The 14,581-nt window shown below is 66.8% G+C and carries 18 protein-coding genes and 1 pseudogene; 9 read left to right on the top strand and 10 right to left on the bottom strand.

Annotated elements, in window-relative coordinates; all coding sequences use genetic code 11:
- Positions 1 to 3 precede the first annotated feature (3 nt).
- Entirely contained in the window at positions 4 to 792 is a 789-nt protein-coding gene (locus tag ACIA76_RS09855; RefSeq protein WP_397150529.1) for an oxidoreductase, read from the top strand.
- An 11-nt stretch (positions 793 to 803) separates the two neighbouring features.
- On the opposite strand, the gene ACIA76_RS09850 is transcribed toward ACIA76_RS09855, so the two are convergent.
- The gene (locus ACIA76_RS09850) at positions 804 to 2,240 is read right to left on the bottom strand and encodes an MFS transporter (RefSeq protein WP_397150527.1); all 1,437 of its coding nucleotides are present in this window, start codon (positions 2,238 to 2,240) and stop codon (positions 804 to 806) included.
- Positions 2,241 to 2,304: 64 nt separating this feature from the next.
- Between ACIA76_RS09850 and ACIA76_RS09845 the strand changes: the two genes are divergently transcribed.
- Positions 2,305 to 2,817: a MarR family winged helix-turn-helix transcriptional regulator gene (locus ACIA76_RS09845; RefSeq protein ID WP_397150525.1), complete on the top strand. Its 513-nt coding sequence runs from the start codon at positions 2,305 to 2,307 to the stop codon at positions 2,815 to 2,817.
- A gap of 7 nt (positions 2,818 to 2,824) precedes the next feature.
- Here ACIA76_RS09845 and ACIA76_RS09840 read toward each other — a convergent pair whose 3' ends face one another.
- The gene (locus ACIA76_RS09840) at positions 2,825 to 3,142 is read right to left on the bottom strand and encodes a hypothetical protein (RefSeq protein WP_397150523.1); all 318 of its coding nucleotides are present in this window, start codon (positions 3,140 to 3,142) and stop codon (positions 2,825 to 2,827) included.
- A gap of 183 nt (positions 3,143 to 3,325) precedes the next feature.
- Here ACIA76_RS09840 and ACIA76_RS09835 point away from each other — a divergent pair, with 183 nt between their 5' ends.
- Positions 3,326 to 4,453, top strand: a complete 1,128-nt coding sequence (locus ACIA76_RS09835; protein WP_397150521.1) for a lactonase family protein — start codon at positions 3,326 to 3,328, stop codon at positions 4,451 to 4,453.
- 1 nt (position 4,454) lies between these two features.
- Here ACIA76_RS09835 and ACIA76_RS09830 read toward each other — a convergent pair whose 3' ends face one another.
- The 3 genes from ACIA76_RS09830 to ACIA76_RS09820 are packed head-to-tail and all read right to left on the bottom strand — an operon-like array spanning position 4,455 to position 7,317.
- On the bottom strand, positions 4,455 to 5,867 hold the full coding sequence (locus tag ACIA76_RS09830) for an NAD(P)(+) transhydrogenase (Re/Si-specific) subunit beta (protein WP_397150519.1): 1,413 nt from the start codon (positions 5,865 to 5,867) through the stop codon (positions 4,455 to 4,457).
- A 2-nt stretch (positions 5,868 to 5,869) separates the two neighbouring features.
- Positions 5,870 to 6,196 carry an NAD(P) transhydrogenase subunit alpha gene (locus ACIA76_RS09825; RefSeq protein WP_397150517.1) on the bottom strand — a complete coding sequence of 109 codons (327 nt, stop codon included), beginning with the start codon at positions 6,194 to 6,196 and terminating at the stop codon, positions 5,870 to 5,872.
- Positions 6,196 to 7,317, bottom strand: a complete 1,122-nt coding sequence (locus ACIA76_RS09820) for a Re/Si-specific NAD(P)(+) transhydrogenase subunit alpha (protein WP_397150515.1) — start codon at positions 7,315 to 7,317, stop codon at positions 6,196 to 6,198. Before ACIA76_RS09820 ends, ACIA76_RS09825 begins: the two co-directional genes overlap by 1 nt.
- A gap of 144 nt (positions 7,318 to 7,461) precedes the next feature.
- On the opposite strand from ACIA76_RS09820, the gene ACIA76_RS09815 reads away from it, so the two are divergent.
- From ACIA76_RS09815 to ACIA76_RS09805, 3 genes are read left to right on the top strand one after another with little or no spacing between them, the layout of a single operon-like run.
- Complete coding sequence (locus tag ACIA76_RS09815) at positions 7,462 to 7,911, top strand: HIT family protein (RefSeq protein WP_397150721.1); 450 nt, start codon at positions 7,462 to 7,464, stop codon at positions 7,909 to 7,911.
- A complete protein-coding gene (locus ACIA76_RS09810) occupies positions 7,908 to 8,174 on the top strand; it encodes a hypothetical protein (RefSeq protein WP_397150513.1) in 267 nt (88 codons plus the stop codon). The genes ACIA76_RS09815 and ACIA76_RS09810 overlap by 4 nt, the downstream gene beginning before the upstream one ends.
- 6 nt (positions 8,175 to 8,180) lie before the next feature.
- Positions 8,181 to 8,861: a Type 1 glutamine amidotransferase-like domain-containing protein gene (locus ACIA76_RS09805; protein WP_397150511.1), complete on the top strand. Its 681-nt coding sequence runs from the start codon at positions 8,181 to 8,183 to the stop codon at positions 8,859 to 8,861.
- On the opposite strand, the gene ACIA76_RS09800 is transcribed toward ACIA76_RS09805, so the two are convergent.
- Positions 8,815 to 9,402, bottom strand: a complete 588-nt coding sequence (locus tag ACIA76_RS09800) for a TetR family transcriptional regulator (RefSeq protein ID WP_397150509.1) — start codon at positions 9,400 to 9,402, stop codon at positions 8,815 to 8,817. The two genes, ACIA76_RS09805 and ACIA76_RS09800, sit on opposite strands and share 47 nt — an antisense overlap.
- Before the next feature lie 162 nt (positions 9,403 to 9,564).
- On the opposite strand from ACIA76_RS09800, the gene ACIA76_RS09795 reads away from it, so the two are divergent.
- On the top strand, positions 9,565 to 11,010 hold the full coding sequence (locus ACIA76_RS09795) for an MFS transporter (protein WP_397150507.1): 1,446 nt from the start codon (positions 9,565 to 9,567) through the stop codon (positions 11,008 to 11,010).
- 51 nt (positions 11,011 to 11,061) lie between these two features.
- Here ACIA76_RS09795 and ACIA76_RS09790 read toward each other — a convergent pair whose 3' ends face one another.
- Complete coding sequence (locus ACIA76_RS09790; RefSeq protein ID WP_397150505.1) at positions 11,062 to 11,382, bottom strand: GroES family chaperonin; 321 nt, start codon at positions 11,380 to 11,382, stop codon at positions 11,062 to 11,064.
- Positions 11,383 to 11,469: 87 nt separating this feature from the next.
- On the opposite strand from ACIA76_RS09790, the gene ACIA76_RS09785 reads away from it, so the two are divergent.
- Positions 11,470 to 12,849 carry an FAD-binding oxidoreductase gene (locus ACIA76_RS09785; RefSeq protein WP_397150719.1) on the top strand — a complete coding sequence of 460 codons (1,380 nt, stop codon included), beginning with the start codon at positions 11,470 to 11,472 and terminating at the stop codon, positions 12,847 to 12,849.
- Positions 12,850 to 12,885: 36 nt separating this feature from the next.
- Positions 12,886 to 13,176: a GNAT family N-acetyltransferase gene (locus ACIA76_RS09780; RefSeq protein ID WP_397150503.1), complete on the top strand. Its 291-nt coding sequence runs from the start codon at positions 12,886 to 12,888 to the stop codon at positions 13,174 to 13,176.
- Here the strand turns inward: ACIA76_RS09780 and ACIA76_RS09775 are convergent.
- The 3 genes and pseudogenes from ACIA76_RS09775 to ACIA76_RS09765 form a co-directional block, all read right to left on the bottom strand.
- Positions 13,173 to 13,481, bottom strand: a complete 309-nt coding sequence (locus ACIA76_RS09775; RefSeq protein ID WP_062504703.1) for a hypothetical protein — start codon at positions 13,479 to 13,481, stop codon at positions 13,173 to 13,175. The two genes, ACIA76_RS09780 and ACIA76_RS09775, sit on opposite strands and share 4 nt — an antisense overlap.
- A gap of 175 nt (positions 13,482 to 13,656) precedes the next feature.
- A pseudogene (locus ACIA76_RS09770) lies at positions 13,657 to 13,728 on the bottom strand (hypothetical protein); the annotation flags it as partial.
- Positions 13,729 to 13,867: 139 nt separating this feature from the next.
- Positions 13,868 to 14,494, bottom strand: a complete 627-nt coding sequence (locus tag ACIA76_RS09765; RefSeq protein ID WP_397150500.1) for a hypothetical protein — start codon at positions 14,492 to 14,494, stop codon at positions 13,868 to 13,870.
- Positions 14,495 to 14,581: the final 87 nt, after the last annotated feature.

The raw sequence follows: 14,581 nt of genomic DNA, 5'->3' as shown, positions 1-14,581 counted from the left end.
CCCATGGATCTCGACCTGAGCGGCAAGACCGCCGTCGTCACCGGCGCGAGCCGCGGCATCGGCCTGGCCGTCGCCCGGGCATTGACCGAGGAGGGCGTGCGCGTGGTCGGCGCGGCCCGCACTATCACACCCGAGCTCGAAAAGTCCTCCGTCGCGGCGATTTCCGCCGATCTGAGCACCCGCGAGGGCGTCGAGGCCGTGATCGCCGCGGCCCTGACCGAACTGGGCGGCATCGACATCCTGGTCAACAACGTCGGCGGCGGGGATCCGGAGAGTTTCGATCTCGGCGGCTTCCTCGATGTCTCGGACGAGCAGTGGCGAAATATGTTGGATCTCAACCTGTTCAGCGCGATCTGGTCATCCCGCGCGGCCCTGCCCAGCCTGCTGGAGCGCCGCGGGGCGTTGATCAACATCTCCTCGATCAACGCCCGCTGGCCCGCGACCGGCGGGGTCGGCTACAGCGAGGCCAAGGCCGCGCTGACCGCCCTCGGCAAGCGCCTGGCCGAGGAGTTCGGCCCGCGCGGCGTGCGGGTGAACACCGTCTCCCCCGGCGTCGTGGGCAGTCCGCTGTGGCGTGGCCCGGCCGGTATCGGCGCGAAAGTGGCCGAACGCCTGGATGTTTCGCTGGAGCAGTTGCTGGCGGGCGTCCCGGAGCAGTTTCAGATCACCTCGGGCCGGATCACCGAGCCCGAGGAGGTCGCGGCGCTGGTCACCTTCCTCGTCTCGGAGCGGGCCGCCAACATCATCGGCTCCGATCACGTCATCGACGGCGGCACCATCAAGACGGTCTGAGCCGCGCTCGATTACTGAACGTGCTTATGCCGCAGCCCGTTTCCGAGGGCGACCGCGGCGGCACCGAAGGCGCCGATGCTCAGGATCGTGAAGCTGAGCACATAGGCGTGCAGCGACGGCACGCCGGTGTGGCCGATGGTGTACGCACTGAGCACCGAGGCCGTGATGGCGCCGGCGATGCTGCCGCCCGCGGTGCGCACCAGCGAGTTGATCCCGCTGGCGATTCCGCTCTCGCTCATCGGCACATGCGCTACGGCCAGGGTGCCCAGTGCGGCATAGCCGATGCCGAATCCGGTGCCCTGCAGGATGTTCGCGATGATCATGTGGTAGCCGTGGTCGTGGAACAGCGCCAGCCATCCGGTCGCACAGCCGGCGAAGAACGCCCCGATGGCCAGCGTCTTGGCCGGGCCGATGCGGCCCACGATGCGGCCGGTGCGGAACGAGAAGAACGTCATCAAGACCGAACTGGGAATGCCGTACAGACCCACCGCCAGCACCGAACCCGACAGGCCGTAGCCGACCTTATCGGCCGGGGTCTGCACGAAATTCGAGATGAGCGTGAAGGATCCGAACAGCGCGAAGCCCAGCAGCGCCGAGGCGGCGTTGGCCGACAGCGAGCGCGGGCCCACCAGTAACGGCAACCGCACCAGCGGCTGCTTCACCCTGAGCTCCACCAACACCCAGACCGCGGCCAGCACCACCGCCGCGACGAACAGCCCGATCACACTGCCCGCACGCCAGCCCCAGCGCGGTCCCTCACTGATCCCCAGCAGCAGGCAGATCAGCAGTCCCGCGAGCAGAATCGCGCCCAGATAGTCGGGCTGTCCGCCGTGCCGCACGCCGGTGTCCTTGGCGCTCACGGCAACCAGCACGGTCGCGACCACCGCACAGGCGGCGGTCATCCAGAACACCGGATGCGGATTGGTGGTCTGTTCGGCGATCACACCGGTCGCGAGCATGCCGACGGTGCCGCCCACACCCATGGTGCCGCTGACCACGCCGATCGCCGTGGTCAGCCGCTCCCGCGGGAAGCTGTCGCGAATGATGCCGATCGCCAGGGGAATCATGGCCGCGGAGGTGCCCTGCAGCGCCCGCCCGATGATGTAGACGCCCAGCGAGGTGGCCAGGGCGCACACCACCGAGCCCACGATCAGCAGACCCATGCACAGCATCACCATGCGCTTCTTGCCGTACATATCGCCGAAGCGCGAAAGCAGCGGTGTGGCAACGGCTCCGGTGAGCAGCGCGGCGGTGAACAACCACGTCACCCCGGCGACATCGGTATGCAGCTGAACCAGCAGCCGGGGCAGCAGCGGGATCACGACCGTCTGCTGCAGGGATACGACCAGACCCGCCGCACTGAGGGCGAGCAGGGTCATGCCGAGGTGGGCCGGCGCAGGGGTCACCGCGGCAGTGCCGCTGGACCGTCCGGCAACGGTCGAAGTCATCTACTACCTATTCCTCATCTTCTTACTTAACTAACGTAAGTAAGTTAAGCCGTACAATAGCCGCATGTCGCCCTCCGAAGCCACCTCGCCGCCCAGGACCGAGAGCGATGCCGAGGCCATCGTGGAGTTGGAACGGGCCATCACCCGGATTTCGCATCTGCTCACCCGGGCCCGCCGGCACGGCAAGACGGTCGCCAGGGCCGGGGTGAATGTGGACCGCGCGAATGTGCCGCTGCTGCGGCTGCTGGCCGACGCCCTCGAACCGCTACGCCTGGGCGAACTCGCCTGCCTGCTCGACGTCGAGGCCCCGCATGTGACCAGGCAGGTACAGCGGCTCGAACGCACCGGGATGGTCACCCGCGTGCTCGACCCCGACGATCGCCGCGCCCAGCGGGTACGCCTGACCCCGGCCGGTTACGACGCGGTCGACGCCATCTGCAAGGTCATCCGCCAATCCATCCACGACGCGCTGTCGGACTGGACGCCCGAGGATCTGCGCCTGCTGGCGAGCCTGAACAACCGCATGGTGGACGACTTCGAGGCCACCCGCGAACTCCGGCCGGACCGGATGCAGTAACCGCCGGTCACTGCTGGATAGTGAAGGTGCCGTGCATATCCGGCCACGGCGGGCGGCGCAGCACGGCCAGGGTAGCGATGACGGCGGCCAGCAGGCCGGTCAGCACGCCGACGAATGCGATCCGCTCCGCATCCATTGCCGGTGTCCAGCTGACGTTTTCGCCGTGAACGACGAAGATGCCCAGCGCCCGCGGCCCTGGCCGCAGCCAGCCGCCGGACCGCGCGACCGTGATGACCGTCGCGCCGTCGGCCGTTTCGTGCGGGGCGCCGTAGATGAGCGAATCATCGGCTCGCGCGGGCTGATCGAACCGTTCACGAAGCGTCACGCCCGAAAGCTTATCCGCGCGGGCGTGTCCGCGCCGCGAGTTTCCCGGCCCGATGCTATTCAGGAGTGAGACAACCAGTCGGCTTCAATTGCGTGCTGCGCAATCGGAATTGCACCTATTGCGCAATGGGTGTGAGGTACGTCATCCTGTCGCGAACGTGCATTCGGGCGGAAGGAGATACCGGTGGCCACCGGCAAACTGGATCGACGACATTTCCTCGTGGTACTGGGATCCGTTGCGGGAGTGGGGATCGCCGCCTCTGCGGCCCGGGCGCAGGCGGCCACCGGCGACCGCGCCTATCTCGGCTGCTACACCTCCGGCGAGGCGACCGGACGCGGAATCGGAGTCGCCACAGTGGATTCCGTCAGCGGACGACTCGTCGTCGATACGGTGATCGAGGTGCCCGATCCGTCGTTCCTGGCGCTCTCGCCCGACGGCGGCCGCCTGTACGCGGTGAACGAGGGCTCCGGGCCCGGCACGGTCACCGCCGTCGATCCGCACGCCGCGCGGGTTCTGAATTCCGTTGCGGTACAGGGCAATGGGCCCACCCATCTGTGCGTCGCACCGGACGGACGCGCGGTGCTCACCGCGAACTACGAATCGGGCAGCGTGAGTGTGGTGTCCGTGGCCGAGGACGGGCGGCTGGGCGCGGTGACCGATATCGCCCAGCACACCGGCTCTGGCCCGGATCCGGAACGGCAGGAGGGTCCGCACGCCCATCAGGTGCTGTTCGATCCGTCGGGCCGCTGGGTGCTGGTGGTCGACCTCGGCGTGGACGCGGTGTATGTCTACCGGCTCGCCGACGGAAAGCTGAACCAGCAGGCCCGGATCGCGATGGCGCCGGGCAGCGGTCCACGACATCTGCGCTTCCATCCCGACGGGCAGCGGGCATATCTGACCAACGAGCTGAATTCCACTGTGACGGTGTGCCGTTGGCGCGCCGAGACCGGCGAACTCGTTGCGGGACAGACCATTGCGGCCGATACGCGGGGCGGCGATCCGCGCAACTACCCGTCGGAGCCGGTAGTGTCGCGTGACGGCCGCTTCCTGTACGTGGCCAACCGCGGCCACGACAACATCGCGACCTTCGCCGTGGTGGCCGACGCCCTGATACCGCTGACCACTACGCCGTGCGGCGGTGTCTTCCCGCGTGACCTCACCCTCGATCCGAGCGGCCGCAGACTCTATGCGGCCGACCAGAAGTCGAATGCGGTGACCTGGCTGGACCTCGACCCGATCACGGGACTGCCACAGGGGGTGGCCGGTTTGCTGGAAACCGGCTCGCCGACCACCGTCCTGTTCGCCGTCTGATCTAGAGGGCCTTGAGTTCCTCGGTGACCGCGCCGACCGACTTCTTCGCATCGCCGAACAGCATGCTGGTGTGGTCGGCGTAGAACAGCGGATTATCGATACCGGCGAATCCGGAGTTCATCGAGCGCTTCAGCACGATCACCGATCGGGCCTGATCGACGTTGAGCACCGGCATGCCGTAGATCGGGCTCGACGCGTCCTCGCGGGCGGCCGGATTGGTGACATCGTTCGCGCCGATCACCAGAGCCACGTCGGTGCGGGCGAATTCGCCGTTGATATCGTCCATTTCCTTGAGCGCGTCGTAGGGCACCTCGGCCTCGGCCAGCAGCACGTTCATATGACCGGGCATCCGGCCGGCCACCGGATGGATGGCGTATTTGACCTCCACCCCCTTGGCCTCGAGCAGCGAGGCCATCTCCTTGACCGCATGCTGCGCCTGCGCGACGGCCATACCGTAGCCGGGCACCACGATGACCTGATTGGCGTAGGCCATCTGGATCGCGGCGTCCGCGGCGGAGGTGGCCTTGGCCTGCTTCTGCTCCCCGCTACCGCTCGCGGCGATCGCGCCGCCGCCGCCGAATCCGCCCGCGACGATGGCCGGAATCGACCTGTTCATCGCCTTGGCCATCAGGTTGGTCAGGATCGTGCCGGACGCACCGACGATCATGCCCGCGACGATCATCGCGGTGTTGTTCAGCGCGAGACCCGCTGCGGCGGCGGACAATCCGGTCAGCGCGTTGAGCAGCGAGATGACCACCGGCATATCGGCGCCACCGATCGGCAGCACCACCATCAGTCCGAGCACCGCCGCCAGCACCAGCACCAGCACCATCCACCAGGTCCCCGCGCCGTCCCCGGTCGCACCCAGGCCGATCACCACGGCCGCGGCGATCGCGCCGACGAACAACAGAATGTTCAACGGCTGCTGTGCTTTTCCGAGGCCGAGCGGGCGGCCCGGCAGGATCTCCTGCAGCTTGCCGAACGCGATCAGCGAGCCCCAGAACGAGATCGAGCCGATGATCGCCGCGAACAGCGAGGCGATCACGATATGCACGCTGGGCTGCTCCGGAATCCGCGAAAACCCTTGGGTGTTCAGGAATTCCGAGAGCGAGATCAGCGCGACGGTGCCGCCGCCGACGCCGTTGAACGCGGCCACCAGCTGCGGCATGGCGGTCATCTTGGTGAACCGTGCGGGCGGAACACCCAGGGCCACACCGACGACCAGGCCCGCCACGATGACGATCCAGTTGGTGGTGTGGCGGATGGAGATGAAGGTCGCGATGACCGCCAGGCCCATACCGGATGCGGCGATCCAGTTGCCGCGCACCGCCGTCTTGGGTCCGGTCAGGCCCATCAGGCCGTAGATGAACAGCGCGAACGCGATGATGTAGAGAATGTTGACGAGATTGTCCATGGCTACTTACCCGCCTTCTCCGCCTTGGCGGGCGCACCGGGCTTCTTGCCCTTGAACATGCCCAGCATCCGGTCGGTCACCACGAAACCACCGATGACATTGAGGGTTCCGAACACGACCGCCACGAACAGGATGATCTGCGTGATCACCGACGGATGTTCGACCCGGCCGAATACCACCAGCGCGCCGAGCACCACGATGCCGTGAATGGCGTTGGTACCCGACATGAGTGGCGTATGCAGGGTATTGGGAACCTTGGAGATGACGGCGAAGCCGACGAACCCGGACAGCACCAGGATCGCGATATTCGCCAGCAGTTCGGTGTACATCAGCTCTCCTCCGCCGTGCGGGTCACGCAGGAATCGGCCAGCACCTGATCGCCGAAGTCGGGCTCGAGACGCCCCTCTTTCAGCATCAGTTCCAGCAGTGCCGCAACGTTTTTCGAGTACAGCTCGCTGGCATGTTCGGGCATGGTCGCGGGCAGGTTCAGCGGCGAGGCGATCGTGACGTCATGTTTGACGACGGTCTTACCGGGTTCGGTCAGCTCGCAGTTGCCGCCGGTCTCACCGGCCAGGTCGACGATCACGCTGCCCGGCTTCATACCCTCCACGGCGGCGGCGGTCACCAGCCGCGGCGCGGGCCGCCCGGGCACCAGCGCGGTGGTGATCACCACGTCGAAGCCCTTGATGGCATCCTCCAAAGCCTGCTGCTGCCTTGCCTTTTCCTCATCGGTCAGCTCGCGCGCATACCCACCCTCGCCAGCGGCGTCGATGCCCAGATCGAGCCACTGCGAGCCCACCGAGCGCACCTGATCGGCCACCTCGGGCCGCACGTCATAACCGGTGGTGCGGCCGCCCAGCCGCTTGGCGGTCGCCAACGCCTGCAGCCCCGCCACGCCGACGCCGAGCACGAGCACGGTCGCGGGCTTCACCGTGCCCGCCGCGGTGGTCAACATCGGGAAGAAGCGCGTCGATTCCGACGCCGCCAGTAACACGGCCTTGTATCCGGCGACATTCGCCTGCGAGGACAGCGCATCCATCACCTGTGCGCGCGAGATTCGCGGAATCGCTTCCACCGCAAAGGCTTGCACGCCCGCGGACTTCAGCGCGCCGATCTTGTTATCGGCGTTGCGGGGGGCGAGGAATCCGATCAGGGTCTGCCCGGCGGACAGCTTGGCCACCTCGGCATCGTTCGGCGGGGCGACCTTCACGATCACCTCGGCCGACCATGGATCGCCGATCGCGGCGCCGGCCTCGGTATAGGCCTCGTCGGGGATCAGCGCCCCGGCCCCCGCCCCGGCCTCCACGATCACCCGAACCCCCTGACGGGTCAGGCTCGGGATGATCTTGGGCACCAACGCGACGCGTCGCTCGTCCGCATTGGTTTCCCGGACGACTCCGACACGCGTCCCGCGCGGCGCGTCCGCGTCTGCGCTATGCGTTGTCTCCACTGGTCTACTTCCTAACTCGAGCGGCGATCGAGAAACTTACTGTCTAGTAGGTTCGTGAGAATACCTGGTCGACGGTGAGCGTAGCCGAGATCAACATCACATACGTCGATGAAATTCCGTCGAATGGCCCGTATCGTCTGCGGGGTGAGTGGCTGCATCTTCTGCCGCATCGTCGCGGGCGACGCGCCGTCGACTCGGGTCTACGAGGACGACACGCTGTGCGCATTCCTCGACATCCGGCCCATCACGCGCGGCCATACCCTGATCATCCCCAAACAGCACGCCACCAACCTCGATGATCTCGATCCGGCGCTCGGCGCGGCGATCTTCACCCTCGGCCACCGCCTCGCCAAGGCCGTGCGACGCAGCGAATTGGCCGCCGACGGGGCGAATCTGCTGCTCAACGACGGTAAGGCGGCCTTCCAGACCGTGCATCACGTCCATCTGCATGTGGTACCCCGCCGGCACGGCGATCGACTGGCCTTCGCCAAGGGATTTCTGCTGCGCCGACCGCACGAGAGCGATCTCACGGCCGCGGCCATCCGCGCCGGACTGGATCGGCTCGACACCGAGGAGAGAGATACCCGAGCATGACCGAGACCCTGGATCGCGCCGAACTCACCATCGAGCTGACCGGGCCCGTGGTGCGCGCCGACCACGTCCAGGTGGACGGACGCGCCGAACTCGTTGCGGCACTGGATCGTCCGGCCGATGCGGTGATCCGTACGGATTCGGGTCTGTTCGCGCGGCTGTGCGGCGGCCGCACGACCGCGCGCGAACATGCCGAGCGGATCGAGTTCTCCGGCGACCCGGAGTTGGCACAGCGACTCGTCGACAACCTCGCCTTCACGATCTGAGCCGCGGTGCGACTGTTCCTGTCCAGCTATCGATTCGGGGCACATTACGACCGCTTCGCCGCGCTGGTCGGCGAGCCGGGCCCGGTCGCGCTGATCCCGAACGCCTGCGATGCCTGGCCCAAGGCCTGGCGCGGCGCGGTCATCAGCGATCGGACCCCGTTGCGCCGGTTGGGATTCCACCCCGAGGTCGTGGACCTACGCGAATATGCCGGGCGCGCGGCCGAATTGGAGCGGATGCTGCGCCGATATCCGCTGGTATGGGTGCGCGGCGGCAATACCTTCGTGCTACGGGCCCAGTTCGCGCGCAGCGGCGCCGATCTCGTCCTGCCCGCGCTGCTGGCCCAGGACGTGCTGGCCTACGCCGGATACAGCGCGGGCGCCTGCGTGATGACCCCGGATCTGCACGGCATCGAGGCGGCCGACGATCCGGCCGAGGTCGGGCCCGCATGCGGCATCGAACCGCGGTGGGACGGATTGGGTCTGGTCGATCACCGCATCGTCCCGCACGTCGACTCCCCCGGGACCGATCCGGACGGCGTCTGCACGCGGATCGCGGAGCGCTTTCGCGCCGAGGGTGTCGCGCATTGGGCGCTCACCGATGACGATGCGGTCGTGGTCGACGGCGATCGCCTCGACGTCCTCATACGGGATCGACCGGGGCCACCACCCGCCGCACCGCATCCTTGAACCATTCGCGCAGCGATTCGGGATCGGATCCATCGCTGAACAGGAAGCGGACCACCTGCGGTACCGCGCGCGGATAGTTGATCATGCTCAGCATCAGCATCAGCACGACCGGTGGCGGCATATCGGCGCGGATCAGGCCGCGGCCCTGCGCATCCGCGACCTTGGCCTGCTTCTGCGCGTAGCGGCCGATCCGGGCCTCGCCGCCCGAGGCGCCGTCGGGCCCCAGCTCCAGGGCCTCCCAGAGCATGAGCCGCAGGAACTCCGGATGGTCGCGGTGATAGTCGATGTGCTGATCGATCCACAGATCGACATCGTCGATATCGGTGATCACGGCCGAGGCGGCGTCCACCATGGCCCGCTCGAGCACCTGATGGAACAGCTGCTCCTTATCGCCGAAGTAGGCGTAGATCAGCTGCTTATTGGCCTGCGCGTTGCGCGCGATGCGATCGACGCGGGCGCCGGCGATCCCATAGGCGGCGAACTCGCTGGTGGCCGCCTCGAAGATGCGGGCCTTGGTCGCCTCGGGATCTCTGGGAGCCATCCTCCGATAGTAACCAACTAACTGGTTGACAAGCCGCGGACCACTTGGAATATTAATAACCAACCAGTTAGTTGCAGCTCTCGTGAGGTTCGCCCTCACTCCCGTCCGGTGCAGCGTCGCGCCGATTCAGTCCCTGCGATTCTCGGGAGCACACCCGTGTCCATGCTCGAAACACGCTCCGCCCCAACGATTTCCCTGACATCCGAGGCATATCCGACGCGCTGGAGGGTGCTGCCGGTCGTGCTGAGCGCCATGTTCATGGCGATGTTCGACTGGTTCGTGGTCAATGTCGCGGCCTCGTCGCTGCAGCACGATCTGCATGCCGGAGAGGCGGCGCTGGAACTGATCGTCGGCGGCTACGGCTTCGCCTACGCCTCCGGGCTGATCACCGGCGGCCGGCTCGGCGACCTGCACGGCCATCGCAAACTGTTCGTGATCGGCATGCTGGCCTTCACCGTCGCCTCACTGCTGTGCGGGCTGGCCCCGAACGCGTGGGTGCTGGTCGCCTTCCGGATGCTGCAGGGCGGCACGGCGGCGCTGATGGTGCCGCAGATGCTCGCGCTCATCAACACGATGTTCCCGATCCAGGAAAGGCCCAGGGCCATGGCCGCATTCGGCGCGACCGTGGGTATCGGCGCGGTCTCCGGCCAGGTGCTCGGCGGCGTGCTGCTGGACGCGAACCTGTTCGGCTGGGGCTGGCGCACCATCTTCTACATCAACGTGCCCATCGGCCTGGCCGCCGCGGCGCTGGCGGCGCGCTGGCTGCCCCGGCACGAGGCGAATCGCCGTCCACGGATGGATCCTATTGGCGCGCTGGGTATCTCGGCGGCACTGGCGCTACTGCTGGTGCCGGTCACGCTGGGCCGCTCGGCGGGCTGGCCGCTGTGGACCTGGGTCAGTATCGCGGCATCGGCGCCGGTGCTGCTGCTCACCCTGCGCTACGAGAACATGCTGGCCCGACGCGGCGGCGAGCCGGTGCTCGACACCACGATGGTGCGCGAGCGCAGCTTCGGCCTCGGGCTGGTCATCGCGGGCGGCTATCTCACCTTCTTCGCCGGCTTCATGCTGTGCCTGACCCTGATGCTGCAGAACGGGCTCGGGATGTCGCCGCTGCGTGCGGGATTGGCGTTCGCACCGCTGGGCGTCTGCTTCGCCGCGAGTTCGTTCTTCCTCGCGCCCCGGGTGGCGAACCGCATCGGCAACCGCGTCATGGTGGTCGGCACCGCGACGAGCCTGATCGGTTTGTTCATCACGCTCGGCGTGCTGAGCTGGTTCGGTCCGCAGGTCACCGCGCTCGCCCTGATCCCCGGCATGATGATCGTCGGAACCGGCAACGGTTTGACCATCCCGTCGGTGATCGGCGCGGTCCTGTCCTCGGGCATTCCCGCGCGACAGGCGGGTATGGCCGCGGGCGTGCTGACGACCGCGCAGCAGTTCGGAAATGCCATCGGCGCAACGGTTCTCGGCGTGATCTTCTTCTCGGCGCTCGGATCCGCCACCGCCACGGGCGATTACGTGAACGCCATGCGGGCCGCGGGGCTCGGCGCGGTGGTGGTGCTCGCGGTCGTCCTGGCCGCGGCCCTCGCGCTGCCGCGCAAGGCGCGCTGAACGCTACCCGAACCGGAGAAACCTCCCGCTGTCCCGGCGGGAGGTTTCTTCCTATAGATACAGCCCCGTGCCGTGCTCTATCCGCTCGCTGGCGACCGCATGTAGATCCCGCTCCCGCATGACCAGATACGCGCTCCCCTGCACCTCGACCTCGAACTGGTCGTCGGCGCTGAACAACACCCGATCCCCCACGCTCACGCTGCGCACATGCGAGCCGACCCCGCACACCTCGCCCCAGGACAGGCGCTTGGCCACCTGCGCGGTGGCCGGAATGAGAATGCCCCCGCTGCTGCGCCGTTCACCGGATTCCTGGGACACCCGCACCATGACCCGGTCGTGCAACATCTGGATCTCTAGCTTGGCATCGGACACCGAGGCAGTCTATCCGGCCGGGATATCTCGACGTAGGTTCGTACGCAGGACCTGTGACCACGACGAGAGGCACCTGAGGTGTATGGCCTGAAATCCGGAGAGGCCGGGGAGCATGTGCACACCCTTGCCGCGCTGCTGCCCGACGGGACACTCGTCACCGATCCGGACATCCTGGCCGGATATCGGCAGGACCGCGCGCTGGATCCCGATGCCGGTATGCCGCTGGCGCTGGTCCGGCCTACCGGCACCGATCAGGTCGCGACCGTCCTGACTTGGGCCCACGACCATCGCGTCCCGGTCGTTCCGCGCGGCGCGGGCACCGGTCTGTCCGGCGGCGCGACCGCGCAGGACGGCGCGTTGCTGTTGAGCACCGAGCGGATGCGCGCGATCACCGTCGACCCCGTCACCCGCACGGCCATGGTCCAGCCCGGCCTGTTGAACGCGGAGGTGAAGCGGGCCGCCGCGGAGCATGGGCTGTGGTATCCGCCAGACCCGTCCTCGTTCGAGATCTGCTCGATCGGCGGTAACGCCGCCACCAACGCGGGCGGGCTGTGCTGCGTGAAGTACGGCGTCACCACCGATTACGTGCTCGGCATGGAGGTCGCGCTGGCCGATGGCACCGTCGTGCGCCTGGGCGGGCCGCGGCTGAAGGATTCGGCGGGCCTGTCGCTGACCAAGCTGTTCGTCGGCAGCGAGGGCACGCTCGGCATCATCACCGAACTCACCCTGCGCCTGCTGCCCGCACAACCGCCCCAGAGCACCGTCGTGGCAACGTTTTCCACCCTCACCGCCGCGATCGAGGCGATCCTCGAGATCACCGGGCAGCTGCGGCCCTCGATGCTCGAGTTCATGGACGCGGTCTCGATCAACGCCGTCGAGGACGAGCTGCGCATGGGCCTGGACCGCGAGGCGGCGGCCATGCTCGTCGCCCGCTCCGACGCGCCGGGCGAATACGCCGTCCGCGAGGCGGAGATCATGCTTCGGGCCTGCGAAAAGGCCGGAGCCACGGAGGTTTTCAGCACCGAGGATCCCGAGGAGGGCGAGGCCTTCTGTGCCGCACGGCGTTTCGCCATCCCGGCCGTGGAACGCAAAGGGACGCTCTTACTCGAGGACGTCGGCGTTCCGCTGCCGCGCCTGGGTGAGCTGATCACCGGCGTCGCCGAGATCGCCCGGCGCCACGATGTGCTGGTCTCGGTGATCGCGCACGCGGGCGACGGCAACACCCACCCGCTGATCGTGCACGATCGCAACGATCCGGACGAGACCGCGCGGGCCCATCAGGCCTTCGGTGAGATCATGGCGCTGGCGATCGGCCTGGGCGGCACGATCACCGGCGAGCACGGCGTCGGCCGCCTCAAGAAGGCATGGCTGCCCGATCAGCTCGGCCCGGATGTGATGGCCCTGACACGCCGCATCAAGGACGCGCTCGATCCGAACGGCATACTCAACCCCGGAGCGGTGTTGTAATTCCTACATCCGACCGACGGAGGAGTTGCACCGATCATGACCACCAGGCTCGAGCACAATGTCGAGGCCACCCGGTACGAGATCTACCTCGACGACACCCTCGCCGGGTACGCCGACTACAGCGACCGGGTGGTCGGCGACCGGAAGGCCCGCGATTTCCAGCACACCCTGACGTTCCCCGAATTCCGCGGCCGCGGGGTCGCCGGACTGGTCGTCGAATTCGGATTGCGCGACGCGCGCGAGGCCGGCTTCTCGGTGGTACCGACCTGCTGGTACGTCGAGAAGTTCATCGAACAGCACAGCGAATACGCGGAGCTGGTCGCCTAATTGCGGCGGCGCCACACCAGGAACTGACGATCCTGGACGCTACCCATCGCCTCGATCACCTTCTCGTTGTCGAAACCCGGCAGTTTCTGCAAACGCGCGAGGAAGCGGGTATCGGCCGCTGAATGCGGAACCACGCAACCGTTTCCCTTCGCACCTATCAATACAAAGAACACATCGTCGGCGAACGGCCCATCGGCAGTGGTGATGATCCGAACCTCCGAAAGCTCCTGCCACAGCACCTCTTCGATCCGCCCGTTGTCCAATGTCCGCCGGACGAACCTGTCGTTGATCTCGACTCCGGCCATGCCTCAATAGTGCTCCGCTCGCGCCCACACGGATAGTCCTGAATTCGCCCGATTGCGACTGAATGTGCATCTGCAAGAACAGAACCGAAAACGTCACGAAGCCCCGGTACCGGCCCCGCCTTTCACTATCGGCGGAACCCCTACCGGGGCTTCGGTTTCGAGCTTCTCGGGCAGGTCAGCGCAGCAACGCGCGCGACATGACCAGGCGCTGGATCTGGTTCGTACCCTCATAGATCTGCGTGATCTTGCGGCGGTTCCGAGCGAGCTGCGGAGATCAACTGAAACCGGCTTGTGACCTGGGAACTTCACACTCACCGCTTCTCGCTGGTTCCGGGCCGTTTCCGACCTTCGACGGCCTGGGGACGGCCTGGCTCACCCCTGCCAGGCTAGAAGGGCGGATTCGCAGTCCACTCCGCCCAATCCAGTTTGATCAGCGGAGTGTGTTGGGTAGCCAGCTGCGCGCGAAAATCGACCTTCCGGCCCCACCAGTCGTTGATCTCGAAGTGGATCTTTGGATCGCCCCACTCCAGGTGCTGGCCGTCCGCGACTCGCTGGTCGATGTTCACAGCCTCGACGACTGCGATGGCGATCAGCCCGAAGATCGTGTTCCACGGGAGTCGGACCTTGCCCTGTTCGACGAGCAACTCACTCGCGATTCCGATGTAATCGTCCACCAGGGCAATGTCCCCGGGCAGTTCGTCGCCGTGGCCATGGGCGCATCGGTGCTGGAAGTAGATGAGGTCCGCGGTGTCGGGCCACACATTTCTCCCGAGTGTCGACTTGATCGGTACCGGCCACCGGGTCTCCGCAGTGTTCACCCCCCTCATAGCCATGAGCCCGAAGATGTCGTAGTTGTCGCGAATCAGCGCGGTGAATCGGTCACCGACTTGCCCCGTGGGATGTATCTTCTTGGCGGTGCCGTCGACGGCGTTGCAGGCATGGAGCATCGCGGCTTCAGTCTCGCCGCGGCCGAAGTCGTCGATCGCCAAGCGGATCGAATCGCCTACCTTCATGAGCGGGCAGCTTACTGTCGCGTGGGGCAAGTCTCCCAATGGATTTCATACCATCGGACAAACCGGGCATCCTCCCGCCGCATGACT

It is taken from the genome of Nocardia sp. NPDC051570 (assembly GCF_044454005.1).
Taxonomy (GTDB): Bacteria; Actinomycetota; Actinomycetes; order Mycobacteriales; family Mycobacteriaceae; genus Nocardia.
Note: the sequence above shows the minus strand (reverse complement) of the source record. Positions and strands in the feature narration are given on the sequence as shown.